Below are 18,246 nucleotides of genomic sequence, written 5' to 3'. Positions count from 1 at the left end.
CTACTTTTACCCTGTGCGTTTAAAAGAGCTATTGCTGAACGAGTATGTGCTGGTGTTCGTGTTCTGCCTGGCGGCGGTGCATGGGCCGGCCTTTTCGCTGATGGATAACTTCGACCTGGCGGGCTGTGTGGACTGTAAGACCTACCTGGGCCTTGCGCAGCTAGACCTGGACCAGAGTCCCATACGCCGCTACAGGCCCATAGTGCCGTTGCTGGCAGGGTGTATCAACTATGTCTTTGGCGGGGTTTTCAAGGTGCTGCAGCCTACGTCGTTCAATGGTGATTTCGGGTTGTCGTTCAGTTTTTACCTGGTGAACTGTGTACTGCTGAGCCTGTGGGGCGTGGTCATATACCGCTTTGGCAAGGCGTATGGTCTGCGGCAGCTATATGCCCTGCTGGGCACACTGGTCATGCTCACCTGCCGGTGGACGCCCTATATAGCGGGTACACCGCTGGCAGACTCGGTATACTGCCTGGCACTGGGGCTGGCGCTGCTGGGCATAAAGGAAGGGAACGAGCGGATGCTGCTGGCTTCGATACTGATAGGGCCGTTCGCGAAGGAATCGTACCTGCTGATGGCGCCTATAGTATTCTTCTTCGGGAAGCGGAAGGGGCGACTGACACTGTACCTGGCCCTGTCGGGGGCGCTGGTGTTCGGGTTCCGCTACCTGTACGATATGGCAGCAGGCACGCCGCCGGGCAGCGGACTGGCAGCCGATGTGGACCATGTGAACTATATAGCGGACAATACGCGCAGGCTGCTGAGTTTTCATGGGGCGTATGATGTGCTGTCGAACATGGGGCTGTGGCTACTGCTGCCCATAATAGCGCTGGTGACCGTACCGGGTGCAGGGCGCGAACTGCGGGTGCGGATAGAGCCATATATGATATGTTTTCTGCTGGTGATAGTGCTGCACATGGTGCTTTCCAGCTCGTTCGAGCGGATGTTCTACCTGAGTATGCCGGTATTGTGTATGCTGACAGGGGTATCGATACAGCTTATTGGTGATAAGTGGGTGTTCACACGAAAATAATTTTATTTGGAGACAAAAATTACCTTATATTTGCACACTTTTTAACTACAGCGACAAGCACGATCTAATAATTTTTCAAAACAAATAAAAATGGCAAAAGAAACCTTTAAGAGGGAGAAACCTCACGTAAACATTGGTACTATCGGCCACGTTGACCATGGTAAAACAACGCTCACAGCAGCGATCACTACTATCCTTGCTAACAAGGGTCTTGCAGAGAAGAAAGGCTATGATGAGATAGATGCTGCACCAGAAGAAAAAGAGCGTGGTATCACTATCAATACCGCTCACGTAGAATACCAGACAGCCAACCGCCACTACGCACACGTTGACTGCCCAGGCCACGCCGACTATGTGAAGAACATGATCACCGGTGCTGCCCAGATGGACGGCGCTATACTGGTGGTAGCTGCTACCGATGGCCCCATGCCACAGACAAAGGAGCACATCCTGCTGGCCCGCCAGGTGGGTGTACCCCGTATCGTAGTATTCATGAACAAGGTAGACCTTGTAGAAGATGCTGAGATACTGGAGCTGGTGGAAATGGAGATCCGCGAGCTGCTGAGCAAATATGAATACGATGGCGACAACACGCCTATCATACAGGGTTCTGCTACAGGCGCACTGGCCGGCGAAGGCAAGTGGGTAAAAGCTGTAGAAGACCTGATGGATGCTGTAGACACATACATACCTCTGCCTCCCCGTCCGATAGACCAGGCTTTCCTGATGTCTGTAGAAGATGTGTTCACGATCACTGGTCGTGGTACAGTGGCCACAGGTCGTATAGAGCGCGGCGTTATCAAGGTTGGCGACAACGTAGAGATCGTTGGTTTCAACGACGCAGCCCTGACCTCTACCTGCACAGGTGTGGAAATGTTCAAGAAGCTTCTGGACCGTGGTGAGGCCGGTGACAACGCTGGTCTGCTGCTGCGCGGTATAGAAAAGAAAGATATCCGTCGTGGTATGGTTATCTGCGCTCCTAAGACCATCACTCCGCACACAGACTTCAAAGGTGAGGTTTATGTACTGAGCAAAGAAGAAGGCGGCCGTCACACTCCGTTCTTCAACAAATACCGTCCCCAGTTCTATTTCCGTACTACAGACGTAACAGGTGAGTGCGAACTGCCTGCAGGCGTGGAAATGGTAATGCCCGGCGATAACGTGAACCTGCTGGTAAAACTGATAGCTCCTATAGCTATGGAAAAAGGTCTGAAATTCGCGATACGCGAAGGTGGCCGTACAGTAGGCGCTGGCCAGGTAACTGAGATCATCAAGTAAGCATTGGCAGCATAGCTGCTATATGATAGAAAGCAGAGACCGCCCCGGTATTTCCGGGGCGGTCTTGTTATTTCGTAAAGCTCCTCCCGGCCCGGCCTGCGGCAGACAGGTTCCCCCGATGGGGAGGTGAGGCCGAGCCCCCGTGCTTTTGAGAGATCATTCTTATAAAATAGATAGCAGATCGTTTACTTTTGAGCCCGCATATGCCGATAGATATCGTAACACTGATAGTACTGGTACTTTTCTTTGTAAGAGGGTATATGAAGGGGCTGGTGATGGCCGCCTTTTCGGTGGTGGCCATACTGCTGGGCCTGCTGGTAGCGCTGAAGCTGTCGCAGTCTTTTGCGGCATGGCTGCTGGCGCACGACTATATATCTACAGGGTGGGCACAGGTGGCCAGCTATATCATCCTCTTCATAGTGGTAGTGCTGCTGGTGCGCCTGGTAGGCAATATCATAGAAAAGGCACTGGAGGGCATGATGCTGGGCACGGTGAACAAGCTGGCCGGCGGGCTGCTGTATACCTTTATGGGGGCAGTGCTGTGGAGCTCGCTGCTGTGGCTGGGCGCACGGGTACACCTGTTCTCGGCAGAGACGATAGCGGCATCGCGGTCTTACCCATGGCTGTCGGAGCTGGCGCCGTGGTTCTTCCGCCAGGCGGGGCGGCTGATGCCCTTTGTGCAAGATACCTTTACCCAACTGGGCCATTTCTTCGACACCATCAACGCCAAGCCAGAAGATGTGGGTACTCATTGACAATTACGACTCCTTTACCCGCATACTGTGGCACTACCTGCTACAGACAGGCCATGAGTGTGCCGTGTACCGAAATGACGAGATAGGGCTGGACGAGCTACGGGCGCTGGCACCGGAGCGGCTTATAATATCGCCCGGGCCGGAAACGCCGCTGCAGGCGGGAATAAGCATGAGCGCGATAGCGCACTTTCATGATAAGATACCGATACTGGGCGTATGCCTGGGCCACCAGGCGCTGGGTATGTACTTTGGTGCGCGGCTGGTGCATGCGGGCTACCCCATGCATGGCAAGACCAGCCAGGTGCGGCATACGGGCCACCCGCTATTCGCAGGCATACCATCGCCCTTTGCGGCCATGCGGTACCACTCGCTGGTGATAGAGGGGCTGGAAGGGACGGGGCTGGAAGCCATAGCCCATACCGATGATGCTATAATGGCCATGACCCATACGCACTACCCATGTGTGGGCGTGCAGTTCCACCCCGAATCGGTGGGGACGGAACATGGGCTGCAACTGATACGGAACTGGGCCTGCCTGTCGTAGTTCCATCATCATAGTTGGATAGCACCTCCCTCTCCTTTGGAGAAGGCTTGTCTATACTCCGAACTGGCGCAAGTGATGATCGAGATGCTTGTAGAACATATTGTTCCACTCGGTGACACTGAGCCTGCCGAAAGAGTGTGACTCGCGGTTGGCAAAGGCACTTTCGCCATCGGCCTGTACGCGGCGGATGAATGCAATAAGGCGGCTTTGCTCTTTATTGAAGTCGCGCTCGTCGGTGATGCGGAAATCGGGGGCAGTGGGGTTGGAAGGTTTGTATGGTCTTTCGCTCACCACTACCGACTTTACCAGCATACGCAGCATCAGCTTCAGCATGCCTTTGGGCCTTTTGTACTTTTCGGGCTCGTATATATACTCATAGGTGACACAGCAGTGCGCCAGCATCTGTGCCACGCTCATCTTTCCCCATTTGGGCTGGGAAGCACCGGTGAGCTGCTGTATCCTGCTTATGACACCCTCTGCTACGTCTTTGTTGAATATATTAGGTAAGGCCATCGCTCCTATTTATTTTATTAAATGGTAGGCAAATCTAAACAAGTTATGCAGTAGAGTTGTTACACGTTGCAGATATAATTTTGCTATAACGTTTAGTGTTCTTTATTTCAGTATCATGCCTTTGGCGGTATACCATGGCAGCACCTGTACCGTGAGGCGCCCGGCCTTTACGGCGGGGTCGGAGCCGGCCAGCCTGCGTACTTCTTCTATGTCATCGATATGATAAACGCAGATGCCGCGTATCTCATTGTCTACGGCCAGGGGCCCGCACATGCTCATCTTGTTCTCGTTGTACATACGCTCCAAGTGTGCGAGGTGTTCTTTCATGAGCGCTGCAAGTGTGGCGGAGTCCTGCCCCTGTTCGGGGCCGCGTTTTAGCAGTACCAGGTAATATTTTTTCATCTCGTACTGCGTTTCAGGCGTTTCCTTTTTCTGTGCGGCGGCAGTGAGCGAAAATGCCAGGAAACATATGGTGGCGATAAGATGTCTCATGATATGTTTGGTATTTAGCGAAGCACTAATTTAGGTATTGGTGGTGAAAGAGACCTTCCCCTGTATGGGGGAGAAGGTGTAGCCTATAAAAATGCCACACCCGGAGGTATGGCATTTGGTATGGAGGGTGAGCAGAGTGGCTGTTATGGCACCTCTACTACATTGAGTATCTCGTTTATGACCTGCTCGGTAGTGACGTTCTCGGCCTCGGCCTCGTAGGTGAGGCCTATGCGGTGGCGCATCACATCGTGGCATACGGCGCGCACGTCCTCGGGTATCACATAGCCCCTGCGCTTGATGAAGGCATAGGCCTTTGATGCAAGGGCGAGGTTGATACTGGCGCGTGGCGAGCCACCATAGCTGATGAGCGACTTGAGTTTGGCCAGCTTGTACTCGCCGGGGAAGCGCGTGGCGAACACTATATCCAGTATATACTGCTCTATCTTTTCGTCCATGTATACCTCGCGTACCAGGTGGCGTGCCTTGATGATGTCGTCGGTGGTGACAACAGGGTTTATCTTGGCCATGCCGCCGGGGTTGAGGTTGGTGCGGATGATGTGGCGCTCCTCGTCCTTCTTGGGGTAGGTGATGATTATCTTCAGCATGAAGCGGTCTACCTGGGCCTCGGGCAGCTCGTAGGTGCCTTCCTGCTCTATGGGGTTCTGTGTGGCCAGTACCAGGAAGGGTTCATCGAGCTTGTAGGTATGATCGCCGATGGTGACCTGCCGCTCCTGCATGGCCTCCAGCAGGGCACTCTGTACCTTGGCAGGGGCGCGGTTTATCTCATCGGCCAGTATGAAGTTGGCGAATATGGGGCCCTTGCGCACAGCGAACTTATGCTCTTGCGGGTTATAGACCATGGTGCCCAGCACATCGGCCGGCAGGAGGTCGGGGGTGAACTGTATGCGTGCGAACTGGGCATGTATGGCCGATGCCAGCGATTTGATGGCGAGGGTCTTGGCCAGGCCGGGTACGCCCTCCAGCAGCACATGACCATTGGCCAGCAGACCTATCATAAGGCGCTCTACCATGTGCTTCTGTCCTACCACGGCCTTGTTCAGCTCCATGGTCAGCAACTCTATGAATGCGCTTTGCTGGTGAATGCGCTCGTTCAGTTCACGGATATCGAATGATGAAGATACTTCCATAATTGCTCGGTACTGTTTTTCCTGTTGCTACTGTTATGAGAAATGGCAGAGATCAAAAATAAAACGGGAAACCGAAAAATGGCATATGAACCGGGGAGTTTTAACTTTTTTTAAGATGGAACAAAAGATGTGAGGCGAAATTCGTTTTTCTTTCATTTCCCAGTTGACCATTCGGATAGGTTTTAGCACCTTTATATTGTTCATTGCCATTCTATTGCCAACTACCTGATGGAAAAGTACACTACATTTCTGCTGCTGGCCCTGGTGTCGGAGATACTGGGTACGGTGTCGGGTTTCGGGTCGTCGATACTCTTTGTGCCCGTGGCCTCTATGTTCTTCGATATGAGGACGGTGCTGGGTATAACGGCGGTTTTTCATGTTTTCAGCAACATATCGAAGATAACACTGTTCAGGAAGGGGATAGACAGGCGCATAGCCGTGAAGCTGGGCATACCCGCAGTGCTGTTCGTACTGCTGGGGGCGGGGCTATCGACGGTACTACCCCTGCGGCAGATGGAGCTGTTCATGAGCGTGGCCCTGATACTGCTATCGGTATACCTGCTGCTGAATACAAAGCGCACACCGGGGCGTACGGATACGGAGTTGTATATTGGCGGAGCGGTGTCGGGCTTCCTGGCAGGGCTGGTGGGCACAGGCGGTGCAGTGCGCGGGCTCACACTGGCGGCCTTTGGCCTGTCGAAAGATGTTTTTGTGGCCACATCGGCCCTGATAGACCTGGGGGTGGACGCCAGTAGGGCCGTGGTATATGTGGGCAACGGGTACTTTCCCATAGAGTACCTGATACTGGTACCTATGCTGATGCTGGTGGCCGTAGTGGGCAGCTACCTGGGCAAGCTGGTACTGCAGCGCACATCGGAGCGGATGTTCAGATACCTGGTGCTGGGGGTGATAATAGGTATATCGGTGTTCCAGATGGTGAGATACCTTACTGCCCAGCAGGGTGCATAGCACCTGCGGCAGCCCTGTACGGCATTAGCGGTCATTGCCGTACCTTTGCGTTTTTGCTGATGGACAATTTTGAACAACGCTGGCTGGACACCGAGAACCTGCTGCGGGAGCGTTTTGGCAAGGTGCCCGATATGGAGGGTATACTCTTTCTGATAGGTGTGAACGAGCTGGGCAGGATGCCGCGCCGCAAATTCTCGAAAGAGCAGAAACAGGACCTGATGCATGTGGCCGTATGTACGCTGCTGAGCCAGCTGGGATACTATGAGCCCGCAGGCAGGGACGAGGAAGGCTGGCCTCACTTCGAGGCCACAGGCGCCGTGCCTGTACAGGGCATAGCCGACCAGGAGCGCATGCTGAAGGAATGCGTGGTGCGCTATTTTGAGTAGGGGTGGTGCTGACCGGGCCTCCTTCTTCAAATATGTTTTTATTTTCAAATACATAGTGTTGCGACATAATTCATTGCCTTTGCCGACTATGTGATATTGCCGTTATTTTGGCATAAAGGCCTGTACTTACTTGACACTACTGTTTTTTTATCACTATATTTATACCCCTGTTAGCATACAGGTATCTTTACGACATAATTATACATGACAATGACCAACGCCAGGATACAGATACTATGGCAGCGCAAGGCCGCATGCCTGTTGGTAGCGGCCATACTGGTCTCTTGCGCGGCGCATGCCCAGCTTTCGCTGAAACGCCAGAAGTACGATAGCATAGCTGCCCGCTACAAGAACGAGCATATAGTGTATGTGGAAGATTCGCGCAAGATGGAGATATATGAAGAGGATGGAGAACTGAAGGCCAGGAGCACAGTGGCAGATGAGAAGCTCTACATCAGCGACCGATCTTTGAACACACACAATCAGGATGGTATATATGGTGGGACATTTACCTCTGTGACCGCAGCCGGGGCTACTGCCTATATACCCGATGGCAATGACTATAAAATGGTGCAGAACCGTGATAAGAACGGCTATGTGAGCCCCCGGTATACAGGCCTGAAAAAGAACTCTATAACACGAACATGGTATACGCAGGAGCATGAGGAACTGCGTATGCTGCCGGGCTTTGCCTTTGGCAATGAAGCGCCTACGCTATATTCGATGTTCGAGGTGCGGGCGCCCCGATATGTGAAGATGGGCTTCCTGGTAAAGGGCGCCGATACCAGTGTTATAAAAAGGACGGTGAAAGAAGATGGTGGTATGATAGTATACCGTTTTACGGTAAAGAACCTGCCTGCGGTGAAGGAATATGACGAGGTGCCGAACGTTCTTTACTATATGGCGCATGTGATACCCTACGTCGTATCGTTCAGGATGACGGGCGCCAGGAAAGATTCTGTGCTGAATGGCGACATAAACGCGCATCACCGGTTCGAATACAACTTTGTGAACGGGCTGAACTACAAGACAGATTCTTTCCTGAGGAAGAAGACCGCCGAGCTGATAAGAGGTGCTTATTCCGACAGGGAGAAAGTGGCACGCATATTTGGCTGGGTGCAGAAATACTTCCATTATGAGGCGCTTTACGCTACAGATATGGATGGTTTTGTGCCCAACCCTGCCGATACCGTATGCAAAAGAATGTATGGCGACTGTAAGGACATGTCGAGCGTATTGATGGCTATGTATCAGGTGGCCGGCATACCCGCATACTGCGCGGTGATAGGCACCAATGACAAGCCCTATACACACGATGAGATACAGACACAGCACCTCTACAACCATATGATATGTGCGGTGAAACTGGATGGCGAGTGGGTGTTTCCCGATGGTACCACGCATGTGCAGCCGCTGGGCACCGACAGGTGGGACATACAGGGCAAAGAAGCCATGATAATGATGGATGCCACGCATCATAAAATAGTGAGGATACCAGAAATGCCGGCCACCAGGAACGTGACCATAGATAATACCACCATAGACCTGGCATATAATGATGTGACAGGCACCACCTACCAGCACTACAAAGGATATGAGGCATGGGAGATAGCCGAGGTGCTGGCCTACAAGAACCGCAAGAAAGAAAAGGATGAATTCATACGGTCTCTGGCGAAGAGGGGCAACAACAAGTTCATACTGAAGAACTATGATGTGGATGCCCGTACCGATGGCGAGAAAGACCTTATCATCACTACCGGTTTCATGATAGGCGACCATGTGCAGAAAGCAGGCAGGGAATACTTTGTGAACATGAACCTGGAGAACACATTCCTAGACCTGCGCATGAATGATGAGGACAGGAACTTCCCGATGTATCTGAAGTGGAAGAAGACCGTGAAGGAGACCGTGACGCTGAACGTACCCAAAGGCTTCAGGGTGTCTTATGTGCCTAAAAATGCCAGGGGCGGTGTAGATGGCCTATGGAGCTACAATATATCTTACAAAGTGAACAATGCGAACCATACCGTGACACTGACACGGGAATATGTACTGAACACAATGAAGATAATGCCTTCGCAGTTCGCTGCGAACAACAAACTGGTAGACCAGCTTAAGAAACTTTATAAAGAAACCGTTGTGCTCACCGGCAAATAATAGAGCTATATGAAAAGACCTTTAGTATTTATTACCATACTGTTCTCTGCACTTGCACTTACTGTTTCTGCACAGAAAAAGCTTTACCTCTCTCAAAATCCCATATGGGTGGAATGGGCCGATACGGCACGTCCGCACCCCGTACCGCTGGAACATGCCACCGAGCCTGCCGTGATGCTGCTGAACGAAGTGAAGATAGACTACCGTGTAGAAGGCGGCAACATAGTGAAACATACTACCAAACATGGGCTGATAAAAGTGCTGGATGACCGCGGCATAGCCAGATACTCGCTTATACCCGTGAAGCTGAACCGTGGCACGAAGGTGCCTACCATAAAGGCGCGTACCATATCGCAGAATGGCAAGGTGTGGAACTTTGACCAGAAAAGGACGTTCTACTCTATAGACAGCGATAAATATATACTGTGGCTGCCCATGGAAGGGCTAGACGAGAATACAGAAATAGAGTACCTGGTAAAAGAGGTGAATTCATGCGACGATTTCGGCACGGATGTGTTCCAGTTCGATGTGCCCGTGGATAAGACACACTTCCTGCTTTCCTACCCCAAGAACATGGTGGTAGAGGGCCGCAGCTATAATGGCCTTCCTGAACTGAGACCCGAACAGGCCGGCAGCCGCATGCAGTATAAGCTGGTGATGAACGACATACCGTCTTTACTGCCTGAAAAGAACAGCTATTACGACCTGCATACCATGCAGTTCAGCCACAGGGTGAGCTACTATACCCCCAATGATGGTGAAGAGAAGATAAAGCTGAATACCTGGAACAACCTGGCCCGCAAGCTATATGACGAGAACTACAAGATATCGGAAAGAGAAGACCGTGCTGTGAACAGATTCCTTGCTGATCTGGGTGTGCGTACGAACGATGATGAGGAAAAGAACATCAGGAAGATAGAGCTGGGCATAAAGAAGAACATAACGCTGTACCCATATGTGGACTATGAAGAGCGGCGCGAGATAACATCGGCAAAGGAGCAGCGCTCTATGTCGGTATATGCCGTAGGTTATGAAGATCCGCGAGAGGTGCTCGATACCATCATCAGCAAAGGTGTGGCGTCCTATAAAGGATATATCCGCCTGTTCGCTGCCTGCCTGACACAGGCAGGTATAAAGCATGAGATAGGCTGGGCATGGGACCGCTCTTCGAACATAGTGAATACCGGTTTTGAGAGCTGGGAAGGACTGGAGCATACACTTATCTATTTCCCCAGGCAGAAGAAATTTCTGAGCCCTACGGAGCAGTACCTGCGCTACCCTGTCATACCGCCGCAATATGCAGGCAGCAAGGGCGTATTCTGTGTGATGCCTAACAAGGGCGAGAACACGGGCCCCATGCACAAAGTGCGCCGTATAACGCCACTGCCCGAGAATGAAACACGCAATGATGTGACCGCGTCTGTGAGCTTTACTAAAAATATGGATGCAAAGGCCAATGTATCGCGCGCATGGTATGGATATGAGTCGGTAGGGCTGCGTTCTGAACTGCCCGAGGTGAGGCCGGAGAATATGAAGAAATTCGTGGCAGAACAGTTCGACTTCGTCAGGAATTATAATGACATAAAGACCTATGACCTCTCTAATGATGATGTGAGCAACTATAACACTAACAAGCCGCTGGTGCTTACCGCAACTATAGACGCGTCGGACCTGGTGAACAAGGCCGGTAGCCGCTACCTGATAAAGGCGGGCAAACTCATAAATACGCAGAACGATATGTATGAAGAGCGTGCCAGGGAAACAGCAGTAGAGGTGCCTTACCCGTATACCAACAAGCACACCATAACCATAAACATACCTAAGGGATATAAGATACTGAACCCCGAGGCAGCACGCATGAGCGCCGACTACCTGAACGGTGATGTGGAGACGGTGATCAGCTTTGAATCGAACTACAGGCTGATAAAGGATAACAAGAACGGAGACAAGCTGGTGATAACCGTGAACGAGATGTACAAGCAACTGCACTTCCCTGTATTGCAGTACGATCGTTTCCGCAAGGTATGGAACACCGCGGCCGACTTCAACAACCTGACACTGGTGCTGGCAAAGAAATAAGGATCGTAACAGAATATGACCGGAATGGCAGGGCGACCTGCCATTTTTTATTTGACCCGATAGATACACTGCACCCACATATCAGCGTTATGCAGAACATGGAAATATACATTCGGAGGGCTACGAAGGAGGACGCCCCGGTAATAGCAGAGATAGGAAGGGTAACGGTAAGGCAGGCGCACATGGCGAGCTGCAGCGAGGCGGACATGGACCACTTCATAAGCGGCCACTATAACGATGCAGCGATACAAAAAGAACTGAGCGGACCGCAGCATATATACCACCTCCTATTTTGCGGCGAGCGGGCCGTGGGTTTTTCTAAGATAGTGCTGAACGCCGGGCACCCCAACATAGGGGATGCGAATGTGACCAAGCTGGACCGTATTTACCTATATAGCCATGTTTTGGGGCAAAGGCTGGGGTATAGGTTGCTGCAGCATAACATAGACCTGTCTAAAGCGCAGGGGCAATGCGCGATGTGGCTTTTTACCTGGACGGGTAATGAGCGGGCAGTAGCATTCTATAAGCGTGCGGGTTTCGATATAGTGGGTGAGCATATGTTCAAAATATCGGAGACGCATTCCAACCCTAATCACCAAATGCTACTGCGCTATTAGTGCGAACTAATATTGGGACATCCTTCACAAAAGGCTGCATAGCTTTACCTAAAGCACTATGCCCACCACATGACAGCAGAAGGTACATACGAGCAGCAGATAACAAAGACCATAACAATAGCGGCACCGGCAGGCAGGGTGTGGCAGGCACTGACCGTACCCGCCCAAATGCAGCAATGGATGTCGCAGACACCGATAGAGATAGAGACCGACTGGAGAGAGGGAAGCCCCATAAGCATACGCGGGCCGTGGTACAAAACACACTTTGAGAATATGGGGCGGGTGGTGGCCTTCAGGCCGGGGCAGCGGCTGTGCTACACGCACCTGAGCTCGCTATCGCACCTGGCCGATGAGCCCGGCAGCTATACCGCCATAGACCTGGTGCTAACGGAAGGCAAGGATGGGACAGAGCTGCTGCTTACACTTTCCAACTTTGCTACAGAGGCCATATACAGGCATGTGAACTATTACTGGATGGTGTCGCTGGCGATGCTAAAGCGATATGTGGAAGAAGGGAAGGCATGGTAGCGACCGGTGTGTTTATGACCGATATTTGTGGTGCCATCATTCCTTTTGCCTATGAAAAAGATCTTTGCCATTGTTGCATATGCGCTCTGTGTATGGAGTATGCCGCATTCAGCGGCCGGGCAGGAAAAGAAAGTAGCGGTTACACCGCCCGCATTATTTGTAGAGATAGCGCTGCAGGACAGCCTATTGTTCGCGGCCTTCAACAGGCAGGATATGGAGACCTTCCGGGCATTTTTCTCTAAAGACCTGGAGTGGTACCAGGACAATGGCGGGCTGATACCGTATGATACGGTGTTCAGGAATTTCAAGAACAATTTTGCGAAGGAGAACAAGCTGACGCGTATGCTGATACGCAACACCTTTGAGGTACACCCCATAAAGGACTATGGCGCCATAGAGGCAGGTACGCACCAGTTCAGGCACAAGGAGAACGGAAAGGAAGAGATAGGCAACTTCAAATTCCTGATGATATGGAAGCGGCAGCCCGGCGGCAAGTGGCAGATAACACGCGTGGTGAGCTACGACCACTGAGCCGTCAGCGCCTTTTGCCCATGAACGATGACAGGAAATAGAGCAGGCTGAGGGAGAGGAACACGATATTGACCACGCGCGCGAAGGGTGGTGCGCCATCGGGCCATACTTGCCCTGTGAGCACCATCATATTCAGGATGATGAGTATTACCAGGAATGTCTTTCTCATAGCTATACGAGGTGATGAACAGATGCAATATACGCGAACGATAATTATTTATTGAGGTAGTGCCCGTGCAGAGTTCTTTAAGTGGCTGATGCACAGGCAAATAAGAAAAAGCACAAAAAATACCTGCTTTTTTCCTGTGTGAACATGCAAACGAATAGGGTATTTTCTGCGTCAGTATATCATGAAAATGCCAGACTCTACGGAGAAGGCGATACTATGTGCATGACCTAACACCACACTTATGACAAAATGTTTTTCCCTACTGACAGCAGCCTTGCTGCTGACCGGCGTATATGCTACGCAAGCACAGACCATTCATACCTATGCAGGCAATTATTCGATAGGTGGCTCTACATCATCGGGCGATGGGGGGGCGGCCACAGCGGCAGCAATGAACTACACCTATTCTGTAGCGGTAGATAACAGTGGTAACCTGTATATAGGCGAGGGCAACCGATATATACGCAAGGTATCGCCAACGGGTATCATCAGTACTTATGCAGGTACGGGTGTGATGGGGTATAGCGGCGATGGCGGCCCGGCCACTGCGGCCGATATAACATGGCCGATGGGGATAGCTGTAGATGGCGGCGGTAGCCTGTACTTTGCGCAGGATGTGGACTGCGTGGTGCGTAGAATAGCGCCCGATGGTACTATCTCTACAATTGCAGGTACGGGTGTAGCCGGGTATAGCGGCGATGGCGGCCCGGCCACTGCGGCCCAGATGAACACACCGATGGCCGTAGCAACTGACGGGATGGGGAATGTGTATATATCCGAATATGCGGGTGCGCGGGTGCGTAAGGTAGATGCAGCAGGCAATATAAGTACGGTGGCCGGCACCGGGGCGCACGGGTATAGTGGCGATGGCGGCCCAGGGGTGCTGGCCCAGCTTTTTGGCCCAAGCGGGCTCACATACTCGGGAGGGTACCTGTACATAGCCGATGAGGGCAATAATGTGATAAGGCGGCTGAACACTGCAACGGGCAATATAGAAACAGTAGCAGGTAATGGCGCAGGTGCAGGTCTGGGCAGTGGTATGGGAACTTTCTCGGGTGATGGCGGCCCGGCACTGAGCGCGGGCATGAATGCCCCTATAGCGGTAGCTGTGAACGCGGCGACCGGCGACCTTTTTATTACCGACAGGTACAACCACAGGATACGCAGAGTAGATGGATCGGGTACCATCTCTACATATACCGGTGGGCTGCCGGTGGGCTATAGTGGCGATGGCGGGCCGGCCAATTCTGCTTTTGCGAAGATAAACCTGCCATGGGGCATATGCCTGGATGCCGCAGGCAGGCTATACATAGCCGATGAGCTGAACTATGTGGTGAGGCGTATAGATACTACCTCGAACCTGTCGCCTGTATTCTCTGAGACCGGCATGGCAAATACATGCCGCAATACCCCGGTAGCCTTGAACAGCCTGCTGACCGCTATGGATGCGAATGTGGGGCAAACACTATCGTGGACGGTGGTGTCGGGGCCGTTCCATGGCAGCCTGAGCGGCTTTGTAGCCACAGCGCCTACTACGGGAGGGCTACTAACGCCCACGGGCCTTAGCTATACACCGGCGCCGGGTTATGTGGGCCTTGATACCTTTACTATAGAGATATCGGACGGGTACAATGCGGCACAGGTAATGAAGATAGCGCATATAGACTCTATACCTGATGTCGGAGTGGTAACAGGCCCCAACGATGTGTGCGTGGGCGATACCATAATGATGGCTTTTACCGTAGCGGGTGGTACATGGGCCAGCAGCAGCGCCAATGCTACGGTAGCGGGCGGTACGGTGAGCGGTATAACGGCCGGCACAGCTACCATATACTACATAGTGACCGGCACCTGCGGCGCAGATACCGCAAGCAAGGTGGTAAATGTATTGCCGGCATCGGTATGCGCTACCGGTGTGGGGGTAGCTGGGGCCGGCAGCGCTGAAATGAGGGTGATGCCGAACCCGAGCTCGGGCTCATTTATGCTGTACCTGCCGGTGCATACAGGTATGGTATCGGTAAGAGATGCGGTAGGCAGGGTAGTGGCAATGAGGCCGGTACAAGTACCGCAGGCCACAATGACCTTTGATGATATGGCGCCGGGGCATTACCTGGTGACCGCCTATACCGCAGACAAGGAGCATAGTGTGCAGGTAGTGGTGCGATAGAACCGACGCCCCCTACCGGGCTGCACCGAAAAGACCTACTTTTGTTGCCGGTGAGACTATCGTTGTTCATAGCGCGCAGGTATATGCAAAAGCAGAAGGGTGCATTCTCTGCTTTCATCATAAGGCTGGCCATAGGCGCCACTGCACTGAGCGTAACGGTGATGATAATGGCCCTGGCCATAGTGACGGGATTCAGCCATGCGATATCGGAAAAGCTGTTCAGCTTTATGGGGCATGTACATGTAGCCTTGTACAACGAGACAGGAGCGGTATCGGGCGGGCTGGCACAGCCCATATACCTGGACCCCAAGCTGCTGGCCGAACTGCGCAGCATACCCCAGGTAGCGTCGGTATCGCCCTATGTAGTGACGCCGGCCATAGTGCAGGCCAAGGGCCAGCTGGAGGGACTGAATCTGAAGGGAGTGGATGACAGTTATCATTTCCTGGGCGGTATAACGAGCTATGGCGCCCGCATAGACCATTCTGATACGCAGTACTCCAAGGACATAATACTATCGAAAGCAACGGCCGAAAAGCTGGATGTGAGCATAGGCGATACGATACAGATAAACTTCATAGACCAGAGTACACCGCGTATACGCAGGGTGCGTGTATGCGGCCTGTACCACAGCGGTATGGAAGAGGTAGATAAACACTTTGCGGTATGCGACATGCGGCTGCTGCAACGTGTGAACAACTGGGACAAGGACAGCATAAACGGCTACCAACTGGACCTTACCAATGCCGCCGATGCAGATAGTGTGACCACCTACATACATTACAACCTGATAGACCCGCCGCTGGCGGTGAACACTACGGCCGGCACTTATACCTTCATATTCGACTGGCTGCGGCTGCAGGGCAGCAACAGCGCCATACTCATCATCATCATGGCTATAGTGGCCATCATCAACCTGGGGGCCGCACTGCTGATACTGATAATAGACCGCGCCGTGATGATAGGCCTGCTGAGCGCACTGGGCATGACCTTTGAGCGAACGCGCGATATTTTTCTGTACATAGCGGCCATAATAGGTGGTGCAGGCATACTGCTGGGCAATATACTGGCACTGACGCTGTGCCTGCTGCAGGCCAGGTACGGCTTCATGAAGCTGCCGGAAAGCTCTTACTCTATGAAATATGTGCCGGTAAAGGTGATATGGTGGCAGATAGCACTGGTAGATGTGCTGACCTTGCTGATATGCGTGCTTTGTATGTGGCTGCCAACTTTGTATATTCGCCGCGTGCAGCCTGCCAAGGTATTGCAATTCAAATAAACACAGAACTGTAGGAGTATGAGCAATAAAGAGGTCTACAAAAAGGTATGCAGCACACGCAAAGGTATACCTGTATTTGCGCAGCCCTGGTGGCTGGATGCGGTATGCGCGCGCTGGGATGTGGTACTGTCTAAGAAAGGGGAACACATAGCGGGCGCATGGCCTTATCCTGTGGAGAAGAAGATAGGCGTGAGTATGATACGCACACCTATGCTTACGCCCTACCTGGGGCCACTGGTGTTCTTTCCGCACGATTTGAAAGAGAGCAATATAGACAGCTACGAACACGATACCGTGGCCGATCTGATAAAACAACTGCCCAATGTACCTGTGTGGAACCTGGCGATACAGCCGGGGTTGAAACAGGCGGGTATCTTCAAGTCGCAGAAGCTGACATCGCAGGTGCAGCAGACCTTTCTGCTGGAGCTGAACGAGGATGAGGAAACACTGCTGACCAATATGAAGGATGCCGTGCGCCGCAATATACGCATAGCAGAGAGCGAGGTGACGGTGACCAACTCGCCCGAGCATCTGAAAGACCTGTACAAATTCCAGAAGGCTACGCTGGCCAAGAAAGGTAAGTCGCCGGGCTGCTCGCTGAAGGATATGAAGCGTATAATGGATGCGGCTCTGGCCAATAACAGTACGGCACTATGGGTAGCCAAGACACCTGATAAGCGCATACAGGCCATAGTATGGTCGGTATGGGACGATACTACCTGCTACTACTTCATGGGTGGGCAGAACCCCGATACCAATAGCTACAGGGCTATGTCGCTGCTGCTGTGGCATACCATGAAGCTGGCCAAGAACCGCGGCAATCTTATATACGACCTGGAAGGCAGTATGGACGAGGGTGTAGAACGTTTCTTCCGCAACTTTGGCGGAGACAGGGCCCTCTATATAGTACTGTCAAAGAACAGGTCTGTGATATGGAAGCTGAAGAAGGCGATATTCAAGTAATGGATAGTAAAAGACGCTATGCCGCATCGGCGGTATAGCGTTTTATGTGATCGAGCTCTGCTTTTAAAGCGGTCTTTTCTTCTTCCAGATCGAAGTCATCCTGTAGACCCAGCCAAAACTTGGGAGTTGTACCAAAATACTTAGCTAATCGCAATGCTGTATCTGCGGTTATTCTTCGGGAGCCTTTTATGATCTCCGATATCCTTGTTTGAGGGATATTCGTATCCTTTGCAAGCCTATATGCAGATATATTCAGTTCCTGAAGGAACTCTTCTTTTAGTACTTCCCCGGGATGTATGTTCCTAAGCCTGTTCATGATCGGTATGTTTAATGATAGTCCGTTATTGTCACATCTGAAGCATTCCCATTCTGCCACTTAAAAATTATTCTCCACTGATCGTTGATGCGTATCGAATAGTATTCCTTCAGATCTCCGGATAGTTTTTCCAGCCTATTAGAAGGAGGTACTTTCAGATCGCTCATGTTCTGTGAGTTGTTAAGCATTCTCAGCTTACGTCTACCTATCTCCTGGATCTCATTCGGCAGTTTACCGACCCTGAGTCCATTCCATATTTTCTCTGTTTCTTTCGATCCAAAAGATAAGATCATACTATCGAGTGACGTTACTTACGTCAAAGGT

At 52.0% G+C, this 18,246-nt stretch carries 20 protein-coding genes; 14 read left to right on the top strand and 6 right to left on the bottom strand.

Annotation, left to right across the window (positions count from 1 at the left end; translation table 11 throughout):
- Positions 1-13 precede the first annotated feature (13 nt).
- The 4 genes from ABD843_RS07825 to ABD843_RS07810 all read left to right on the top strand — a co-directional run bounded on the left by ABD843_RS07825 (position 14) and on the right by ABD843_RS07810 (position 3,610).
- The gene (locus tag ABD843_RS07825) at positions 14-1,033 is read left to right on the top strand and encodes a hypothetical protein (protein ID WP_345081090.1); all 1,020 of its coding nucleotides are present in this window, start codon (positions 14-16) and stop codon (positions 1,031-1,033) included.
- 90 nt (positions 1,034-1,123) lie between these two features.
- Positions 1,124-2,311, top strand: a complete 1,188-nt coding sequence (gene tuf / locus ABD843_RS07820) for an elongation factor Tu (RefSeq protein ID WP_345081087.1) — start codon at positions 1,124-1,126, stop codon at positions 2,309-2,311.
- A gap of 203 nt (positions 2,312-2,514) precedes the next feature.
- Entirely contained in the window at positions 2,515-3,066 is a 552-nt protein-coding gene (locus ABD843_RS07815) for a CvpA family protein (RefSeq protein ID WP_345081084.1), read from the top strand.
- On the top strand, positions 3,050-3,610 hold the full coding sequence (locus tag ABD843_RS07810; protein WP_345081081.1) for an anthranilate synthase component II: 561 nt from the start codon (positions 3,050-3,052) through the stop codon (positions 3,608-3,610). Before ABD843_RS07815 ends, ABD843_RS07810 begins: the two co-directional genes overlap by 17 nt.
- 51 nt (positions 3,611-3,661) lie before the next feature.
- On the opposite strand, the gene ABD843_RS07805 is transcribed toward ABD843_RS07810, so the two are convergent.
- The 3 genes from ABD843_RS07805 to ABD843_RS07795 form a co-directional block, all read right to left on the bottom strand.
- Entirely contained in the window at positions 3,662-4,123 is a 462-nt protein-coding gene (locus ABD843_RS07805) for a DUF1569 domain-containing protein (protein ID WP_345081078.1), read from the bottom strand.
- 102 nt (positions 4,124-4,225) lie between these two features.
- The gene (locus ABD843_RS07800) at positions 4,226-4,615 is read right to left on the bottom strand and encodes a YciI family protein (RefSeq protein WP_345081075.1); all 390 of its coding nucleotides are present in this window, start codon (positions 4,613-4,615) and stop codon (positions 4,226-4,228) included.
- Positions 4,616-4,758: 143 nt separating this feature from the next.
- A complete protein-coding gene (locus ABD843_RS07795) occupies positions 4,759-5,763 on the bottom strand; it encodes an AAA family ATPase (RefSeq protein WP_425575699.1) in 1,005 nt (334 codons plus the stop codon).
- Positions 5,764-5,991: 228 nt separating this feature from the next.
- On the opposite strand from ABD843_RS07795, the gene ABD843_RS07790 reads away from it, so the two are divergent.
- The 7 genes from ABD843_RS07790 to ABD843_RS07760 all read left to right on the top strand — a co-directional run bounded on the left by ABD843_RS07790 (position 5,992) and on the right by ABD843_RS07760 (position 13,030).
- Positions 5,992-6,732 (top strand): sulfite exporter TauE/SafE family protein, encoded by a 741-nt coding sequence (locus tag ABD843_RS07790; protein WP_345081072.1) that lies wholly within the window; start codon positions 5,992-5,994, stop codon positions 6,730-6,732.
- Positions 6,733-6,791: 59 nt separating this feature from the next.
- Positions 6,792-7,118, top strand: a complete 327-nt coding sequence (locus tag ABD843_RS07785; RefSeq protein ID WP_345081069.1) for a hypothetical protein — start codon at positions 6,792-6,794, stop codon at positions 7,116-7,118.
- A gap of 210 nt (positions 7,119-7,328) precedes the next feature.
- Positions 7,329-9,275, top strand: a complete 1,947-nt coding sequence (locus tag ABD843_RS07780; RefSeq protein ID WP_345081066.1) for a transglutaminase-like domain-containing protein — start codon at positions 7,329-7,331, stop codon at positions 9,273-9,275.
- Between the two features lie 9 nt (positions 9,276-9,284).
- A complete protein-coding gene (locus ABD843_RS07775; RefSeq protein ID WP_345081063.1) occupies positions 9,285-11,354 on the top strand; it encodes a hypothetical protein in 2,070 nt (689 codons plus the stop codon).
- Positions 11,355-11,443: 89 nt separating this feature from the next.
- The gene (locus ABD843_RS07770) at positions 11,444-11,971 is read left to right on the top strand and encodes a GNAT family N-acetyltransferase (protein ID WP_345081060.1); all 528 of its coding nucleotides are present in this window, start codon (positions 11,444-11,446) and stop codon (positions 11,969-11,971) included.
- A 69-nt stretch (positions 11,972-12,040) separates the two neighbouring features.
- A complete protein-coding gene (locus ABD843_RS07765; RefSeq protein ID WP_345081057.1) occupies positions 12,041-12,499 on the top strand; it encodes an SRPBCC family protein in 459 nt (152 codons plus the stop codon).
- A 51-nt stretch (positions 12,500-12,550) separates the two neighbouring features.
- Positions 12,551-13,030 (top strand): nuclear transport factor 2 family protein, encoded by a 480-nt coding sequence (locus ABD843_RS07760; protein ID WP_345081053.1) that lies wholly within the window; start codon positions 12,551-12,553, stop codon positions 13,028-13,030.
- Between the two features lie 4 nt (positions 13,031-13,034).
- Here ABD843_RS07760 and ABD843_RS07755 read toward each other — a convergent pair whose 3' ends face one another.
- Complete coding sequence (locus ABD843_RS07755) at positions 13,035-13,199, bottom strand: hypothetical protein (RefSeq protein ID WP_345081050.1); 165 nt, start codon at positions 13,197-13,199, stop codon at positions 13,035-13,037.
- Positions 13,200-13,440: 241 nt separating this feature from the next.
- Here ABD843_RS07755 and ABD843_RS07750 point away from each other — a divergent pair, with 241 nt between their 5' ends.
- The 3 genes from ABD843_RS07750 (at position 13,441) to ABD843_RS07740 (ending at position 17,606) form a co-directional block, all read left to right on the top strand.
- A complete protein-coding gene (locus ABD843_RS07750; protein ID WP_345081047.1) occupies positions 13,441-15,366 on the top strand; it encodes an Ig-like domain-containing protein in 1,926 nt (641 codons plus the stop codon).
- Positions 15,367-15,449: 83 nt separating this feature from the next.
- On the top strand, positions 15,450-16,643 hold the full coding sequence (locus ABD843_RS07745) for an ABC transporter permease (RefSeq protein ID WP_345081044.1): 1,194 nt from the start codon (positions 15,450-15,452) through the stop codon (positions 16,641-16,643).
- An 18-nt stretch (positions 16,644-16,661) separates the two neighbouring features.
- Positions 16,662-17,606, top strand: a complete 945-nt coding sequence (locus ABD843_RS07740) for a peptidoglycan bridge formation glycyltransferase FemA/FemB family protein (protein WP_345081041.1) — start codon at positions 16,662-16,664, stop codon at positions 17,604-17,606.
- Positions 17,607-17,622: 16 nt separating this feature from the next.
- Here the strand turns inward: ABD843_RS07740 and ABD843_RS07735 are convergent, their stop codons facing one another.
- Positions 17,623-17,922 (bottom strand): HigA family addiction module antitoxin, encoded by a 300-nt coding sequence (locus ABD843_RS07735; RefSeq protein ID WP_345081038.1) that lies wholly within the window; start codon positions 17,920-17,922, stop codon positions 17,623-17,625.
- A gap of 11 nt (positions 17,923-17,933) precedes the next feature.
- Positions 17,934-18,215: a type II toxin-antitoxin system RelE/ParE family toxin gene (locus ABD843_RS16400; protein WP_425575698.1), complete on the bottom strand. Its 282-nt coding sequence runs from the start codon at positions 18,213-18,215 to the stop codon at positions 17,934-17,936.
- Between the last annotated feature and the right edge of the window lie 31 nt (positions 18,216-18,246).

This window comes from Nemorincola caseinilytica (genome assembly GCF_039540515.1).
GTDB classification, from domain to species: Bacteria; Bacteroidota; Bacteroidia; order Chitinophagales; family Chitinophagaceae; genus Nemorincola; species Nemorincola caseinilytica.
This window is presented reverse-complemented; position numbering and strand designations above follow the sequence as displayed.